The sequence below is a fragment of the Mariniflexile ostreae genome (assembly GCF_042427585.1).
GTDB lineage: Bacteria > Bacteroidota > Bacteroidia > Flavobacteriales > Flavobacteriaceae > Pseudalgibacter > Pseudalgibacter ostreae.
The window spans coordinates 82201-98863 of the sequence record NZ_JBHMFC010000016.1 but is presented as its reverse complement, the minus strand read 5'-3'; the positions used below and the strand labels follow the sequence as shown (position 1 = coordinate 98863).

General features: G+C 34.8%; 14 protein-coding genes. 10 read left to right on the top strand and 4 right to left on the bottom strand.

What is annotated here, in order from left to right:
• The first annotated feature begins 75 nt into the window (after positions 1 to 75).
• The 8 genes from ACFFU9_RS05565 to murI all read left to right on the top strand — a co-directional run bounded on the left by ACFFU9_RS05565 (position 76) and on the right by murI (position 8401).
• Positions 76 to 735, top strand: a complete 660-nt coding sequence (locus ACFFU9_RS05565; protein ID WP_379860403.1) for a CBS domain-containing protein — start codon at positions 76 to 78, stop codon at positions 733 to 735.
• Between the two features lie 4 nt (positions 736 to 739).
• On the top strand, positions 740 to 1624 hold the full coding sequence (locus ACFFU9_RS05560; protein WP_379860402.1) for an NAD kinase: 885 nt from the start codon (positions 740 to 742) through the stop codon (positions 1622 to 1624).
• A 114-nt stretch (positions 1625 to 1738) separates the two neighbouring features.
• Positions 1739 to 2428: a type IX secretion system protein PorG gene (porG, locus tag ACFFU9_RS05555; protein ID WP_379860401.1), complete on the top strand. Its 690-nt coding sequence runs from the start codon at positions 1739 to 1741 to the stop codon at positions 2426 to 2428.
• A gap of 1 nt (position 2429) precedes the next feature.
• Positions 2430 to 3170, top strand: a complete 741-nt coding sequence (gene uppS, locus ACFFU9_RS05550) for an undecaprenyl pyrophosphate synthase (RefSeq protein WP_379860465.1) — start codon at positions 2430 to 2432, stop codon at positions 3168 to 3170.
• Complete coding sequence (locus ACFFU9_RS05545) at positions 3106 to 5787, top strand: BamA/OMP85 family outer membrane protein (protein ID WP_379860400.1); 2682 nt, start codon at positions 3106 to 3108, stop codon at positions 5785 to 5787. Before uppS ends, ACFFU9_RS05545 begins: the two co-directional genes overlap by 65 nt.
• Positions 5788 to 6017: 230 nt before the next feature.
• Positions 6018 to 7016: an OmpH/Skp family outer membrane protein gene (locus ACFFU9_RS05540; RefSeq protein WP_379860399.1), complete on the top strand. Its 999-nt coding sequence runs from the start codon at positions 6018 to 6020 to the stop codon at positions 7014 to 7016.
• Between the two features lie 23 nt (positions 7017 to 7039).
• Positions 7040 to 7546: an OmpH/Skp family outer membrane protein gene (locus ACFFU9_RS05535; protein WP_379860398.1), complete on the top strand. Its 507-nt coding sequence runs from the start codon at positions 7040 to 7042 to the stop codon at positions 7544 to 7546.
• Between the two features lie 75 nt (positions 7547 to 7621).
• Positions 7622 to 8401 carry a glutamate racemase gene (gene murI / locus ACFFU9_RS05530; protein WP_379860397.1) on the top strand — a complete coding sequence of 260 codons (780 nt, stop codon included), beginning with the start codon at positions 7622 to 7624 and terminating at the stop codon, positions 8399 to 8401.
• Positions 8402 to 8517: 116 nt separating this feature from the next.
• Here murI and ACFFU9_RS05525 read toward each other — a convergent pair whose 3' ends face one another.
• Positions 8518 to 10032 (bottom strand): GH3 auxin-responsive promoter family protein, encoded by a 1515-nt coding sequence (locus tag ACFFU9_RS05525; protein ID WP_379860396.1) that lies wholly within the window; start codon positions 10030 to 10032, stop codon positions 8518 to 8520.
• Between the two features lie 43 nt (positions 10033 to 10075).
• Between ACFFU9_RS05525 and ACFFU9_RS05520 the strand changes: the two genes are divergently transcribed.
• Positions 10076 to 10870 carry a DUF2797 domain-containing protein gene (locus tag ACFFU9_RS05520; protein ID WP_379860395.1) on the top strand — a complete coding sequence of 265 codons (795 nt, stop codon included), beginning with the start codon at positions 10076 to 10078 and terminating at the stop codon, positions 10868 to 10870.
• A gap of 233 nt (positions 10871 to 11103) precedes the next feature.
• On the opposite strand, the gene rpsU is transcribed toward ACFFU9_RS05520, so the two are convergent.
• The 3 genes from rpsU to ACFFU9_RS05505 form a co-directional block, all read right to left on the bottom strand.
• Positions 11104 to 11298 (bottom strand): 30S ribosomal protein S21, encoded by a 195-nt coding sequence (rpsU, locus tag ACFFU9_RS05515; RefSeq protein ID WP_379860394.1) that lies wholly within the window; start codon positions 11296 to 11298, stop codon positions 11104 to 11106.
• A gap of 36 nt (positions 11299 to 11334) precedes the next feature.
• The gene (locus ACFFU9_RS05510; protein ID WP_379860393.1) at positions 11335 to 12198 is read right to left on the bottom strand and encodes a sigma-70 family RNA polymerase sigma factor; all 864 of its coding nucleotides are present in this window, start codon (positions 12196 to 12198) and stop codon (positions 11335 to 11337) included.
• A 267-nt stretch (positions 12199 to 12465) separates the two neighbouring features.
• Complete coding sequence (locus tag ACFFU9_RS05505) at positions 12466 to 15168, bottom strand: AsmA family protein (protein ID WP_379860392.1); 2703 nt, start codon at positions 15166 to 15168, stop codon at positions 12466 to 12468.
• 326 nt (positions 15169 to 15494) lie between these two features.
• On the opposite strand from ACFFU9_RS05505, the gene folK reads away from it, so the two are divergent.
• On the top strand, positions 15495 to 16625 hold the full coding sequence (gene folK / locus ACFFU9_RS05500; RefSeq protein ID WP_379860391.1) for a 2-amino-4-hydroxy-6-hydroxymethyldihydropteridine diphosphokinase: 1131 nt from the start codon (positions 15495 to 15497) through the stop codon (positions 16623 to 16625).
• The last annotated feature ends 38 nt before the right edge of the window (positions 16626 to 16663 follow it).

The following is a 16663-nucleotide window of genomic DNA, read 5'->3' as shown; positions in this document are numbered from 1 at the left end:
AAAGGCAAAAATACAAAGTAGAACAGGCTTAAGTGCTATTTTTTTGATTAATTTGCAGCGTAATACCTTTGTGTCATGAAACTGTCTGAATATATTATTAACGATATCAAACCTCTTGATGGAGCCAGTAAAATCAGTGATTTACAGGTGCTATTTAATCAGTTGACTTTTTCTCATATGCCCGTAGTCGATAGTGCTGGAGGTTTTTTAGGGTGTTTTTCGGAAACCGATGCCCATTGTTTTGAAAGCGATAAGGCTTTAATGGATTATAATTATGCTATTGAAGTTTTTTTTGCAAGAGAAGATACGTTGTGGTTGGATGTTTTAGAAATGTTTGCAAAAAACTCGGCAAACATTCTCCCTGTGCTAAATGATAAAAATGATTATTTAGGCTATTATGAGCTCAATGATATTATAAGTCTATTTAGCGAATCTCCTTTTTTCTCTGAAGCAGGAAGTGTTTTAGTGGTAGAAAAAGGTATAAATGATTATTCTTTTAGTGAAATAAGTCAGATTATAGAATCCAATGGCGGGAAACTTTTAGGTGCTTTTGTTTCTAAAATGAAACCAGATTTAGTGCAGGTTACCCTAAAAATTGGAGGCACTAGTTTAAGTGCTATTATCCAGACATTTAGGCGTTACAGTTATAGCGTGGTTTCTGGTCATGTAGACGATAATTATATGGAGCGTCTTAAAGATCGATCGGATTATCTGAAAAAATATTTAAACATTTAGATTTATGAAAATTGCCGTTTTTGGACGATTTTATAACGAGGCTACTATAAATTCAGTAGAAAGGCTTTTTGCCTATTTAGTGGAGAAAAATGCAGATGCTTATATTGAGACTGAGTTTTTTAACGTGATAAAAAGCAACTCTCCTAATTTTGATAAGTATACATCCTTTAAAACTTTTGATACCTTAGATAAATCATTTGATTTTTTGGTAAGTATTGGAGGCGATGGTACAATCTTAAGGGCTGTTATATATATTCAAGATTTGGGTATTCCCATTATTGGCGTTAATACCGGCAGGCTTGGTTTTTTGGCCACCATACAGGTAGGGCAAATAGAAAAAGCCATTCAAGATATTATGGATGGCCATTATAAAATTTCTGAACGTAGCTTATTGTCCGTAGAAACCGAACCAGAAAATAAGGATATCAAGAAGTTGAATTTTGCATTAAATGAAGTCGCCATCAGTAGAAAAAACACGACATCTATGATTACGGTTGAAACCTATTTGGATGATGAGTATTTAACCTCTTATTGGAGTGATGGATTGATTGTGTCTACACCCACGGGGTCAACTGGTTATTCTTTAAGTTGTGGTGGGCCTGTAATTACGCCGCGAACAAATAGCTTTGTTTTGGCACCAATAGCACCACATAACTTGAGTGCACGACCATTAATTATTCCAGATAATACAGAAATCCATCTAAAAGTGGCAGGGCGAGAGGAAAATCATCTGATTTCTTTGGATTCTAGAATAACCACTTTGGATAATGGAACCTTGATAAAAATAAAAAAAGCAGACTTTAATATTAAAATGATCGAGCTTATGGATGAAAGCTTTTTGGATACTCTTAGAAAAAAGCTTCTGTGGGGAGAAGATAAACGTAATTAAGTAGTACTGCTCAAACAATAATTAGAAGAAAAATCTGTTTTACAGAAATACTGTTTAACTCAAAACTGTAGCAGTAAAATCTTATTTATTATATTTGCAAACTTTTTAACCTTTATGAGGCACTTAGCAATCGTTTTAATAATCATTTTAAGCATACCATATGGGCATGCTCAAATTCATGAGCTTGGGGTTTTTGTAGGGGGTAGTAATTTAATTGGAGATGTGGGCGCTACAGATTATATTTCTCCCAATCAGTTGGCTTTGGGCGGACTTTATAAATGGAACCGCAGTCCTAGGCATTCCTGGAGAGCTTCACTCATGTATACTAAATTGAAAGCAGACGACAGCAAATCAGACGACCCAAGACGTATCCAAAGAGACTATGTTTTTGCAAGTCGTATCTTGGAGGCATCTGCTGGAATGGAATTTAATTTTTTTGATTTTGATTTACATTCGGGTAAAAATGTAATAACACCTTATTTGTATACAGGCTTGAGTATAGCGTACCATAAAAATTATTACTTTAATGCCGGAGTGCAAACTGCAGAAAACACGTCAAGTTTAATTTACGGAATTCCCTTGGTATTAGGTGTTAAAACAACTTTTATAGATAAATTGATATTAGGTTTTGAAGTGGGGGCCAGAACTACCTTTTCTGATGAAATTGAAGGTAGTGTGCCAGACTCAGAAAGTAAACAAGCGCTTTATAGGTTTGGTAATATCAATAATAACGATTGGTATGTGTTTACGGGAATAACCCTAACCTATACGTTCGGAATAAAACCTTGCTATTGTGCCAACTAATATGGATTTAGAACAGGAAGTATTACAGAAACCATTACCCAAACACATCGCTATTATTATGGATGGCAATGGGCGTTGGGCAAAGCAGCAAGGTATGTTGCGCGCCTTTGGGCATAAAAACGGTACGAAAGCCGTTAGGGAAACCGTAGAGGCATCTGCGAAACTTGGAATTGAAAACCTAACGCTATATGCCTTTTCTACAGAAAACTGGAACAGACCAAAACCTGAAGTAGACACCCTTATGCGTTTATTGGTTTCTTCTTTAAAAAAAGAAATTAAAACCCTTCAGGAAAACAATATAAAGCTCTGTACCATAGGGAATATAAAATCATTGCCAGCTAAAGTTTATAAGGAGCTAGAGGGTGTTGTGAATGCTACAAAAACAAATGATAGAATGATTTTGACTTTAGCATTAAGCTACGGGTCGAGGGAAGAAATAATAAACACAGTAAAAGAAATTAGCATTAAAGTTAAAAATAATATAATTTCGCCCGAAAAAATTGATGAATCAATTATTAATGAGCATCTTTACACGCAAAATTTACCAGACGTAGATTTGCTTATCAGGACTAGTGGTGAACAGCGTATTAGCAACTTTTTATTATGGCAAATTGCCTACGCCGAATTGCATTTTACAAGCATACTTTGGCCGGACTTTAAAAAGACGGATTTATTAAATGCTATTATCGAATATCAAAAAAGAGAACGACGATTTGGGAAAACAAGTGAACAACTTAGGTGAATTATTACCATTTAGATTATATGTAAAACGTTTTATTGCTGTATGCGTTGTTTTAATCGGCTTTACTAATCTTCAAGCACAAAGCGAACCGTATGATAACGGTAAAAAATATATTTTAGGAGACGTTAGCGTTTCTGGGAACACCAGTTTTGGATCTGAAACTATTGTTACGTATTCTGGGTTGAGAAAAGACTCGGAAATCATGATCCCAGGAGAAGATATCAGTAATGCCATAAAAAAACTATGGAATTCAAAATTGTTTAGTGATATAGAAATATACATCACTAAAATTGAAGGAGACACCGCTTACTTAGAAATTAGGCTTTCCGATTTGCCCCAACTTAATGAAGTTAAAATAACAGGTGTTAAAAAAGGGAAAATTGAAGCCATTATTAAGGACAATAAACTTCATAAAGGTGTAAAAGTAACAGAGAATCTTAGGGTTACTACTAAAAACCATTTGGTTAATAAATATAAAAAAGAAGGCTTTTACAACACCAAGGTAAATATCAATACTATAGATTTAAAAGATTCTATAACGACAGCCAGGGTTAACATGGTGGTGGCTATAGATAAAGGTGAAAAAGTTAAAATTAAAGATATTGTATTTAAGGGCAATACCAATTTAAAAGATAAAGTGCTTAGAAAAAGTATGAAAAGCACTAAAAAAATTAATTTAATTCGCATTTTCAAACGCTCTAAGTTTGTCGACTCTGCTTATCAAGCCGATTTATCTCATATGATAGATAAATATAAGGAAAATGGGTACAGAGATGCTCGGGTGTTATCAGACAGTATAATCGTTAATAACGATAAAACAATTACGCTTAACATTAACCTTGAAGAAGGTGAGTTGTATAAATTCGGTGACATTAAATTTATTGGAAATACAATATATACCAACCAACAGTTAAGCAGAATGTTACGTATTAATAAAGGGGATACTTATAATGGTGTGTTGTTACAAAAGCGTATTGCAGACAATACCAAACCGGATGCGGATGATATTACCAACCTTTACCAAAATAATGGCTACTTGTTTTCAACTATAAATCCAGTAGAAGTAAGTGCAGACAATAATGTTATTGATATGGAGGTTAGAATTACCGAAGGTAAGCCGGCTTATTTCAATAATGTTTCCGTAGTAGGGAATGATAAGACTAATGATCATGTTATTTACCGTGAAATACGTACGCGCCCAGGTCAGCTTTATAGTAAAGCGAATGTCATGCGTACTGTTAGAGAGTTTGGACAGTTAGGCTTTTTTGATGCACAAGCGATAACCCCTAATTTTATTAATCCAGACCCTAATGAAGGGACTATTGATATGGAGTATGAGGTTAAAGAAACGGGATCTAGCCAAATAGAATTACAAGGCGGTTATGGCGGTGGCGGTTTTATAGGCACGCTTGGATTGTCTTTTAATAATTTCTCAATAAAAAACATTCTTAATGGGAAAGCCTATAAGCCCATTCCTATGGGCGATGGCCAAAAACTGGCCTTGCGATTGCAGGCTAGCCGTTTTTACCAAACTTATAGCTTCTCATTTTCTGAGCCCTGGTTAGGAGGTAAAAGACCTGTACAATTTTCTACATCTTTATCGCGAACGAAACAGTTTCAATACGATTACACAACTGGAAATGCAGATAAAAGCAGAAGTTTTAATATTACAGGTATTTCAGTTGGTTTAGCAAGACGATTAAGCGTTCCTGACGATTACTTTACTTTATCACAGGCACTTGGTTACCAACGTTACGATTTAAATAACTACAACATTGGCTTATTTACTTTTGGCGATGGATATGCGAACAACTTATCTTATACGGTGGGCTTAAGCAGAAATAATACACGAATAGATCCCATTTTTCCAACTGGTGGATCTAGTTTTAGTGCAACAGCGAAATTTTCATTTCCTTATTCATTGGTTAATGGTGTAGATTATGCAGCATTAAAGGAGGAAAGAGCAGAGAATTATGCAACAACGATAAGCGCTGATGCGGCAATAACGACTAAGCAACGAACAGATGCACAAACAAGAATAGCAGAAATTGATCAAGAGCGATATAAGTGGCTGGAGTTTTACAAAGTGAACTTTAAGGGCGATTGGTACACAGAGATTACTAAAAACTTAGTGCTTAAGCCTAGCTTTGAGTTTGGATTTTTAGGTGCTTACAATAATGATAGGGGGGTGATTCCTTTTGAACGATTCTTTTTAGGTGGTGACGGACTTGGAAGTTATAGCCTAGATGGAAGAGAGTCTATTGCTTTAAGAGGCTATCCAAACCAATCCATTCAACCTTTAGATCAAAACGGAAACATAACCAATGATGGTGCTACTATTTATAACAAATTCTCTTTGGAGTTGCGTTATCCCATAACATTGGCTGCTTCTGCCAAGATATATGCTTTAGGATTTATTGAAGGTGGTGCAGCATATAACAGTTTTAAGGATTATAATCCTTTTAATATTAAGCGTTCTGCTGGTTTAGGCGTAAGAATATTTATGCCTGCTTTTGGATTATTAGGGATTGATTTCGGTCATGGTTTCGATCCATTACCAGGAGAAACTGTGAAGAACGGATGGGAAACTCATTTTATAATTGGACAACAATTTTAAGCTAATTCATATTTTGGCACGGTATTTTCTAGTATTACTTCTGAAGAAACAACACTAGAATAAAAATAGTTAAGATTAAAGTTTTTCATAAAACCAAAAATGTTTATTTTGCGAGTTGCATCTGAAAATAAGAATGAATCAGGTGATTTGAAAAAACCATTCAAAACCTTACAAAAATAAACAACGGTCGTTTTAAAATTTATGCAGGTAGATTATAAAATATAAAACAAATGAAAAGCAACGTTCTTTTTTTATTGACAATTGTGCTAATGCTCAATTTATCCCTAAACGCCCAACGCGGAGTTCGGATAGGGTATATAGATACTGAATATATTTTAGAAAACGTTCCCGAATATCAAGAGGCTTCGTCGCAATTAGAGAGCAAAGTTCAAAAATGGAAAAATGAAATTGAATTGCGACTTTCTGAAATTGCACAAAAACGAAAAGACTTAAGTAACGAGAAAACACTTCTTACCAAAGAACTTATAGACGAACGTGAAGAAGATATCGATTTTGAAGAAAAAGAAATATTGGATTATCAGCAAAAACGTTTTGGACCCAATGGCGATTTAATGATTCAAAAAAAGCAATTGATGCAGCCTATCCAAGATCAAGTTTTTTCAGCAGTTCAGGATATCGCAGAAAGTAGAAAATACGACTTCATTTTTGATAAATCCTCAGATGCTGTTATGTTATATTCAGCAAAACAATTTGATTTAAGTGAGCAAATAATAAGAAGTATTACCAGAACTTCAAAACGTACTCAAGCCTCATCAAAATCAGAACGTAGAGCTGCCGAAGCAGAAGATGTTGTGCCTGAAGTTAATGAGGAGCAAGAGGCACGTGAAGACGCTTTAGAAGACAAACGAGAAGAAAGGGCCAAAGCCGAAGAAGCACGCCGACAAGAAGTTTTAGATGCGCGTGAAGCCAAGAAAAAGGAAGCAGAAGACAGACGGCAAAAAATATTAGAAGAAAGGGCTCAGGCAAGAGAAGAAAAATTAGAGGAAAGAAAAAGCCCTAACGAAACAGTAGTTCCTGAAGAGAAAGTTATTGATGAAATAAATGACCAAGATAATACTGAAACAAAAACCAGGGCACAACTTATAGAAGAAAATAGACTAAGGAAACTTCAAGAGCGAGAGCAGCGAAAAAAAGAATTAGAGGAAAGAAAACAAAACATATTAGAAGAAAGACAACGGGTTAGAGACAGCCTAAGTAATAACAAATAATAACAGACAAATACTATTTAAAAATGAAACAATTGAAAACCCTTTTATTAGCAACTGCATTATGTATTGGAACCGTTAGTTTTACACAGGCCCAAAGTAAAGTTGCACATATAGACACGCAGGAATTAATCTCTGCCATGCCTGCCATGAAAGCGGCACAAAAGCAATTAGAAACGTTAAGTAAAACCTATCAAGCAGATTTGCAGACTATGGGTACTGAGTTTCAAAATAAAGTAAAACAATACGAAGCAGAAGCACCATCAAAAACAGATGAGGAAAATGCAAAAAGAGGTCAAGAGATTCAAGGCATGCAACAAAATATCCAACAATACCAAGGCCAAGCACAAAAAGACCTTCAAACTAAAGAAATGGATTTGTTAAAGCCTATTACAGAGAAAGCTAAAGCTGCTATTTTAAAGGTTGCTAGAGCACAAAAATTCGACTATGTTTTAGATACAGCTCAAGGTGCTACTATTTTAGCAGATGGTAAAGACCTTTTAAATGATGTGAAAAAAGAATTGGGCATCTAATTCAGAATATAGAAAACTCAAATAATATTGAAAAAAGCTACCTTTAATGAGGTAGCTTTTTTATTTTTGTTAACTATGAACACACAGCCTATTGGTATTTTTGATTCTGGGGTAGGGGGTACATCTTTATGGAAAGAAATTTTCGCGCTTTTGCCTCATGAAAACACGATATATCTTGCCGATAGTGCCAATGCACCTTATGGGTCTAAAAGCAAAAACGAGATACTCCAATTGAGTATTAAAAACACAGAGTATTTGCTTAATAAGAATTGTAAACTTATTGTTGTAGCATGTAATACGGCAACTACTAATGCTATAGACATACTTAGATCTCAATATAAGGTTCCTTTTATTGGTATAGAGCCTGCAATTAAACCAGCGGCTTTAAACTCTAAAACAAAAGCTATAGGTATTTTAGCGACCAAAGGCACCTTGTCAAGTGAGCTGTTTCACAACACCTCCACTTTGTACACACAAGGCCATCGCGTTGTGGAACGTATAGGAGAAGGCTTGGTAGAGCTTATTGAGGCGGGAAAAGCTAACGACCCGCTAACAAAAGCACTTCTGAAAACATATTTAGACCCCATGATTGCTGCAAATATCGATTATTTGGTGTTGGGCTGTACGCACTATCCTTATCTTATGCCTTTACTACTGGAATTGTTGCCAGAACAGGTTAAAATTATTGATTCTGGTTTGGCAGTGGCAAAACAGACTAAAGTTGTTTTAGACCAATATGATGTGTTGAACGCTCAAAACACCCCATCTGAAAATCAATTTTTCACTAATGGTAACCCAGAGGTTATGAAAGATCTTTTAGGAGGTGCTTTTAATGTTGATGTGTTAGATTTTTAGAAAGCACGATTGTTTAGGTAATGGCTATGTAGTTTTAGCGAGCTTTCAATAGGGAAGAGTGTTTGTTGTTTCGTTTTAAGTTACAGAAATTTATATAATGAATGGGCTTGCATAGATTACAAATTCATGTGCAGGAGTTCGTCTAAATATTCACGCGAATTTGAGAGTCGGGGTATTTTATGTTGGCCTCCCAACCTATTGTTCCTTTTTAACCAATCGTAAAATAGGTTGTTGCGAGCAATATGGATTTTGGGCTTGTTAAGGGTCATATTATTATAACGTTTGGCTTCATAATCGGAATTTAATCCTTTTAACGCATTGTCAAAAAGCTCGTTAAAATAATTTATATTTTCAGGAGGCGTCTTAAATTCTATCAGCCATTCGTGTCCACCCTTTTCTCTGCCTTCCATAAAAATAGGAGCAGCAGTAAAATCTACAATTTCTGCATTAGTACGCTTACATACGTTTTTTAAGGCTTCTTCAGCATTTTCAATAATCAGTTCTTCTCCAAAAGCATTCAAATGGTGTTTGGTTCTCCCTGAAATTTTTATTCTATAGGGATTTAATGATGTGAACCTAAGTGTATCGCCAATTTTATACCGCCAAAGTCCTGCATTTGTCGTAATAATTATAGCGTAATTAACGTTTAGTTTAACATCATTAAGAGGTATAACTTGTTCTGTTGCTGTGCCATAAGAATCCATGGGGATAAATTCGTAAAAAATACCATAATCCAACATGAGTAATAATTCATTGGAATTGTTTTGGTCTTGAATGGCAAAAAAACCTTCGGAAGCATTATAAATCTCATAATATCGAAACTCTTTTTTAGGAAGTATTTTTTTATATTGATCTACGTAAGGGGAAAAACTAACACCGCCATGGAAGTATACTTCTAAATTTGGCCAGATATCATGTAAACTTGTTTGGTCTGTGCTTTCGAGTACATTATTAAGGAGTACTAGCATCCAAGAAGGAACGCCAGCAAGACTAGTAACATTTTCATTGATGGTCTCGTTTACAATAGCCTGCATTTTATGCTCCCAATTGCTCATTAAAGAGACTTTGTTGCTGGGGGTACTGCTGTATTCGGCCCAAAAAGGCATGTTGTCTATTAGAATTGCCGATAAATCGCCAAAGATTGTACCGTTTTCTTTATATAATTCTTGGCTTCCGCCCAAGCGCAAGCTTTTGCCGGTAAATAATTGGGAGTCCTCATTATTGCTTAAGTACATACAAAGCAAATCTTTACCAGCCGCATAATGGCAATTTTCAAGTGATTCTTGGCTAACGGGAATAAATTTGCTTTTCGCACCGGTGGTCCCACTAGATTTTGCAAACCACTTTATCGGGCTAGGCCAAAAAATATTGGTTTCTCCCTGTCTGGCACGTTCAATGGTGCCTTGTAAATCATCATAGCATCTTATAGGCACACGTTCAGCAAACGTTTTATAGTTTTTAATACTTGCAAAATCATATTGCTTGCCAATTTCGGTGTTTTTTGCAATGTCAAGAAGGTTTAATAGTAATTCGTTTTGGACTTCATTAGGGTATTTTAAAAACAATTCTATTTGATGGAAACGTTTTTTTAAAAACCAAGAAGCAATTGAATTAACTATAGGTATTGGCATATTTATTTTTATCTTTAAGACTTTAAAAATAACACTTTTTTTTATGACCTACCAAGGTGTTTTGACAAAAATGGAAACAGAATTTTTAAGTCCTATTCAATACTATTTAGTGTTTGAATCTGACTTTTTAAATATGAACCAATTGTTGGGCAAAACCATTCATATTCAATTTGTAAAGTACCAATGTTTGAACTGTGAACTGGATAAACCGATTTATAGACAAGGCTTTTGTAAAACTTGTTTTTTTGATATTCCACAGGCTGCAGATTGGATTATGCGTCCAGAATTGAGCACTGCACATTTGGAAAAAGAAGATCGCGATTTGGTTTATGAGAAAAAAGTACAATTACAGCCTCATATTGTGTATTTGGCAAATTCAAGTAATGTGAAAGTTGGTGTTACGCGAAAAAGCCAAGTGCCTACACGATGGATCGATCAAGGGGCACATGAAGCTATTGAAATTGTAGAGGTGCCAAATCGGTATTTGGCAGGCATTACAGAAGTGGCTTTAAAAGATTATGTTGCCGATAAGACCAATTGGAGAACAATGTTGAAAAATGAGGTTGTAGATGAAAACCTTTTGGAATGGCGTGAGCGCTTAAAGCCATATATCCCTAATGAAGCAAAAGAGTATTTTATTGAAAATAATACGGAGACAATCTTGGAGTTCCCCGTGCAAAGATATCCTGAAAAACCAAAGAGTTTGAACCTGATTAAAAGCCAAAACTATTCTGGTAAATTAGTGGGTTTAAAAGGACAGTATCTTATTTTTGAAGATGATACAGTTTTTAATATTCGCAGTAATGAAGGCCTAGTAGTAGATCTTTCCATACTGTAAAATTTTCGTTTACGCTATAAGGAGAAAGCTTCTAACTTATTACTTCCAACAGCATCTTAAGCTTTTTGGCAGAGATGGACTTTGCCTAAACGTACTGTTTAAATTGCATAAGATATTTGCAGACATTACGTCCAACAGCATTTTTTAAAATATATTTAAGATCTTTCCCAGTGGAAACAACAAAATCACGACATATGCATGTGGTGATTTTGTTGTAATGGGTATAAGACGTTTTAAATATTTTCTTGGTCTCTTAAATTTTGTATGTAAGCTGCTTTTTGATTTTCGCGACGCTTTCTAACAGATGGTTTTGTGAAAAATTGACCTTCTCTTAGGTTTTGCATTACTTTAATGTTTCTGTGTTTACGTTTGTAACGTTTTAATGCGCGTTCTATGTTTTCGCCTTCTTTTACAATGATTTTTAGCATGTATTAGTTTTAAATTATGGATGATACGTTTTAGGACTATCCTAAATACGTTTTTAATACTTTACTTTTTGAGGTGTGCCGCAATCTTCTAATTGCTTTCTCTTTAATTTGTCTTACACGCTCGCGTGTTAAGCCAAAAGAGTCCCCTATTTCCTCTAAACTCATAGGTTGCTCTCTACTAATGCCAAAAAAGTGACGGATAACCTCCGCTTCTCTTTCCGACAATGTATCTAAAGCACGATTAACTTCCGTGTTTAAAGAAATTTTCATTAAGCCAGAATCCGGCCTCGGTGATTCATCTGTATTTATAACATCGTATAAATTAGAGGTTTCACCTTCTTTTAACGGAGCGTCCATGGACACATGTCTTCCCGAAATTCTCAACGACTGTTTAACGTTACTTTCTGTAAAGTCCAGACTATGAGCTATTTCCTCAGCACTTGGCGCTCTTTCATGCGTTTGCTCTAAAAATGAGTACGCCTTATTAATTTTGTTAATAGCGCCAATTTTGTTCAAAGGTAATCTAACTATTCGAGATTGTTCTGCTAAAGCTTGAAGAATTGCTTGTCTAATCCACCAAACGGCATAAGAAATAAACTTAAAACCCCTGGTTTCATCAAAACGTTTGGCCGCTTTTACCAAGCCAGCATTGCCTTCGTTAATTAAGTCAGGCAACGACAGTCCTTGGTTTTGATATTGTTTCGAAACTGAAACTACAAAACGCAAGTTAGCAGTAGTAAGGGTATCCAAAGCTTTTTGGTCACCCGTACGGATAAGCTGTGCCAATTCAACCTCCTCTTCGGCGGTTATCAAAGGGATTTTACTAATATCTTGTAAGTATTTATCTAAAGACTTAGACTCTCTATTAGTAACTTGCTTCGTGATTTTTAATTGCCTCATGTATAATTTTTAAAGTGAACCTTCATCACTATCTTTTTGATTGTTAAGAAGGTATAAATTCGACCAAGGTATAATCTAACCTTATTATTAGATAAACCTAATAAAGTGGCATATTTATTTAATAAATCATGTAAAACTCATTAAAATTGATTATATTTTAACATTTTTTTATGAAATATCGAAAAAATGAAGTGGATTTTAAATAAAAAAAGCATAAGCAACAGATTTTCTGTTGCTTATGCTTTTTTTTAAAGTAAGAGTAAAAAACTACTTTACCGTATCATTTGCTTTCTTTTTCCCTCCTAATAATCCGCCCAAAACGTTTTTTACAGCATCTTTGGTGGTATTGGTTTTTATAGAATCTTTTTTAACGCTAGTAGTATCGGATTTAGATTTGTTGCTCATAATATCTTTAAGCACATTTTGTACCGAATTGTTTTGTTGTTCTTTTATGGAATCTGTTTTGGTTTTATTTCCGCCAAGAATGCCGCCTATTAAATCTTTCACTTTATCTGTTCCCTGGCTCAATAGTTTTTGTTTTTCAATTTCCACGAGTTGTTTGGTTAAATTACTCACGCCACTAGTGAAATCGGTTTTAACAGAAGGGCTTGTAACACTTCCACCAATGTTTGCTGTAATAGGAATGCTCATGTTATTAACCTCATTGTCATTTATTTTTCCAATAAGCCTATTTATATCGCTACCCAAATATTTTGCCGGAACATTAAATATAGCGCTGTAATTTATGCTTTTGTCAAAGCCATGGGCTCCTGAAACCGTAATCCCTATATCTTTGTATTTTAAATCGAAAGGCTGTACGCTTACTTTCCCATTAGCAAATTCGAGTTTTGTTTTTAAATCTTTTAAATCCAGTTTGTCAAATTCTATAAAACTTAAAGCGTCTTGTAATTTGTTTAGTAAGGGGCTTTGTTCGGCATCTATTTTCGTAGTGAGCAATTGGGCTAATGCGCTACCGGAAACAGTACTTAATATAGGGGAAGAGTCTTTATCTAGTTGGCCAGATAAATTAATCGTCGTATTCAATTTTCCATGAAATAATTTAGCTATCGGTGCTAGGTTTTGAAGCAGTTCTAGATCTTTAAATGATTTAGCAATATCAAATCCATCAGCATTTAAATTCATATGAAATGTAGGCGTTTCATTTTTAGTCGAGATATCGCCAGAAACAGCTAAAGCACCATCAAATATTTGGGAGGTTAAATTTTCAAGAGTAACCTGTTGGTCCTTTATATGTAAGATTCCAGAAACATTTTTTAAATTTAAGTTATCGTACACTACCGTTTTGGCATTTGCTTTGATCGTGCAATCTAAAAAAGCTGGGATTTTTAAAGATTCTGAAGGGGCTGTTGTGCCTTTGTTATCGGTAGTTGTACTTACCTTGTCTTCAGCCATAAAATCGCTTACCTTGAACAGGTTTGAGTCCATGCTAAAGTTTCCTTTTAAGGTAGCCTTACTGCTTAATAAAAAACCGATTAGATTGTGGATGGATCCACTTGCTTTTAAATCACTTTCCCCTGTTTTAGCGTGAAAGGTATTTAAAGAAACTGTTTGTGGCGAGAAACTCATAGCTGCTTGAGATATCTGTATGGGATTAGCAAGGTCTTCTGACGAGAAAACGAACCCTGTTATGCTTGCGTTGCCATCAGCTTTAATGCGTTCATATGCATTCGTTTCAATAGCATTCATATCGAAAGCTGTATGTATCTTTGCTTTTAAGATACCTGTAAGCTCATTGTCTAATGCAATGGGATATGCTTTTGTAAGATTAGCTAAATTTAAAATCCCATCAATATTTGCATCCACCACCATGTTTTTAGTCATGTTTTTTATAGTAGCAGATGATTTGAAAGCATCATTGTCGATTTTAAAATCGAGCGTTTTTATATCCACATAGGTGTCGTCCATATAGCCTGTCTCATTCTTTATAAGGGTGTTGATGCTAATATCTTTAATCCCTTTTGGGAGGTCTGGGTATTTAAACGACGCATTGTTGGAGGTGATGCTAATGTCTAGTTTAGGAATTGTTTCTTCTGAAACCAATCCTTTTACAATTCCTTTTATCTTAAAACTACCTGTAGTCTCAACATTTTCAATGTTTTTGGAATAGGTTTCTGGAATAAGTGCTAAGAAATCTTTAAAATCAGACCCCGGGTTTTCAAAGGAAATGTCCATCTCTTGGCCTTCTTCTATTAGCTTCACATAACCATTAAACTTAATAGGCAATGCATTTATAAGTGCTTTGTTCTCTTTAAATGTATATATATCGTTGTTTAGGTCTAGTCCGATTATAGCATCCAGTTTAACGGGGTTACTGTTTAGGTAATTCGTGCTATCCATGGTGAAGCTAACGTTAACATCTGTATTTGTGTCTAATTCAGAAATGTCTCCAGAGAAAATACCTTTACCTATATGGTTTAATTCGGTTAAATTTATCAGCATTTTTGAAGCCTCGTCGCTATAGGTTAAAGCACTGTTTTTAATGCTGTAATGTTGGATGTCCATGGCGAACCCGCTACTTTCGTTCTCTGTTGGGGCAGCTTCGTCTTCTTTAGTGATGTCGTAATTGCTGTTTCCAAATTTATCTGTTTTTAGTGTTAATAATGCTTCATCAACGGTAATGGACTTGATGACTATAGGCCCCTCGCTGGCGCTTTTAAAAAGCTCTTTTACCGACATGGTAAAGGAAATATTTTTGATAGAAGCAAAAGTTTCATCTTTAAAGGGTTCGAAATTGGTAATTACTAAGTCGCTAACATCCACATGCGCTTGAGGGAAACTCCTAATAAAGCTTAAGCTTACATCGCTAAACTCTACATGAGCATTTAGATTCTGATTTATAACTTGTTTCACCATGTCTTTAATTTGTCCTTGAAACACAAAGGGTATGGCAATTAACAGGGCAATGATTATAAGTAGGGTTATTCCGGTAATTTTTAAAAACTTTTTCATAGTTGGTGGCTTAATGGTCTTATTTTATCCTAATTTAGAAAAGGAGACGTCTTAATAAACAATTTATGGAAATATACGGTGTAAAGCATATTTTAGGCTAATTAACGAAAAAGATTAATAAAATTTTAACCAATATGGTGGAATTATGGTTGTCTAAAAAGTGAGTTAAGCTTAAAAAAGTTGTTTTCTCTATATTTAATAGGATGTAGACCGCTTCTATAGCAGCTTTAAAACCTTAGGGAGATTAAAATTTGTGCATAAATAGGTTCTTTAAACTTATAGGATTAAAAATTGTTTTAGTTATTTTGCTGCAGAGTTCCGTACTTATGATGCAACCTACCACATTTTATATTGCTTTGGGCAGCAATAAAGGCGATAAATTTAAGAATCTGCAAGATGCCATTGACGCTATTTACGTGCGTATTGGCACAGTTAAACTTATTTCTAAAGTTTATAAATCGCCTGCACTGGGTTTTGATGGTGATGATTTTTTTAATTGTTGTTTGATTCTTGAAAGCGATTTACAGCCCCAAAACGTGCTAGAGCAGTTACTGGATATTGAAATCGTTTTAGGGCGCACTCGTACAAAAAAAGAGGGTTACGAGGCTCGAATTATAGATTTGGATATCATTTTTGTCGAAAACCAATGTATAGACAGCCAAACCCTCCAAGTACCACACCCTGAAATGCACAAACGTAAATTTGTGTTGCTCCCTCTTCATGATATTGCTTCTAAAGTTAAGCATCCAAAATACGGTAAAGAGGTGTCGGTTTTACTGAAGGCGTGTGAAGACGCATCGCTTTTAGAGCCTATCAATATTTGGTTAAAAAATCCAAGTAAAGCTTTTGATCTTTCAAAATATGATTATATCGCTATAGAAGGCAATATTGGCGCTGGAAAAACCAGTTTAGCAACAAAAATAGCGCATGATTTTAATGCTAAGCTCATTTTAGAACGCTTTGCTGATAACGCGTTTCTGCCAAAATTTTATGAAGATGCCGAACGGTACGCCTTTGCTCTAGAGATGTCTTTTTTAGCAGACCGCTATCAACAAATTTCGGATGATTTATCTCAACTTGATTTGTTTAAGGATTTTGTTATAAGTGATTATGATGTCTTTAAGTCGCTTATTTTTTCTAAAATCACTTTAAATAAGGATGAGTTTGCTTTATACCGAAAGCTGTTTTATTTGATGTATAAAGATTTACGAAAACCAGACCTGTACATTTATTTACACCAAGACACCTTACGGCTTCAAGAAAACATTAAAAAGCGTGGTCGCGATTACGAAAAAAATATCGACACTGATTATTTGGAAAAAATAAATGCAGGATATTTAGAGTTTTTAAAAACCCAAACCGATTTTAATATAAAAATTATTGATATTTCGAATAGGGATTTCGTAGCGAATCGTGCAGATTACTTGTGGATTTTAGAAGAAGTGAGCAAAGAGTAGGTTTAGGAATGATTTATAGACGAGTATTTTGATCTAGG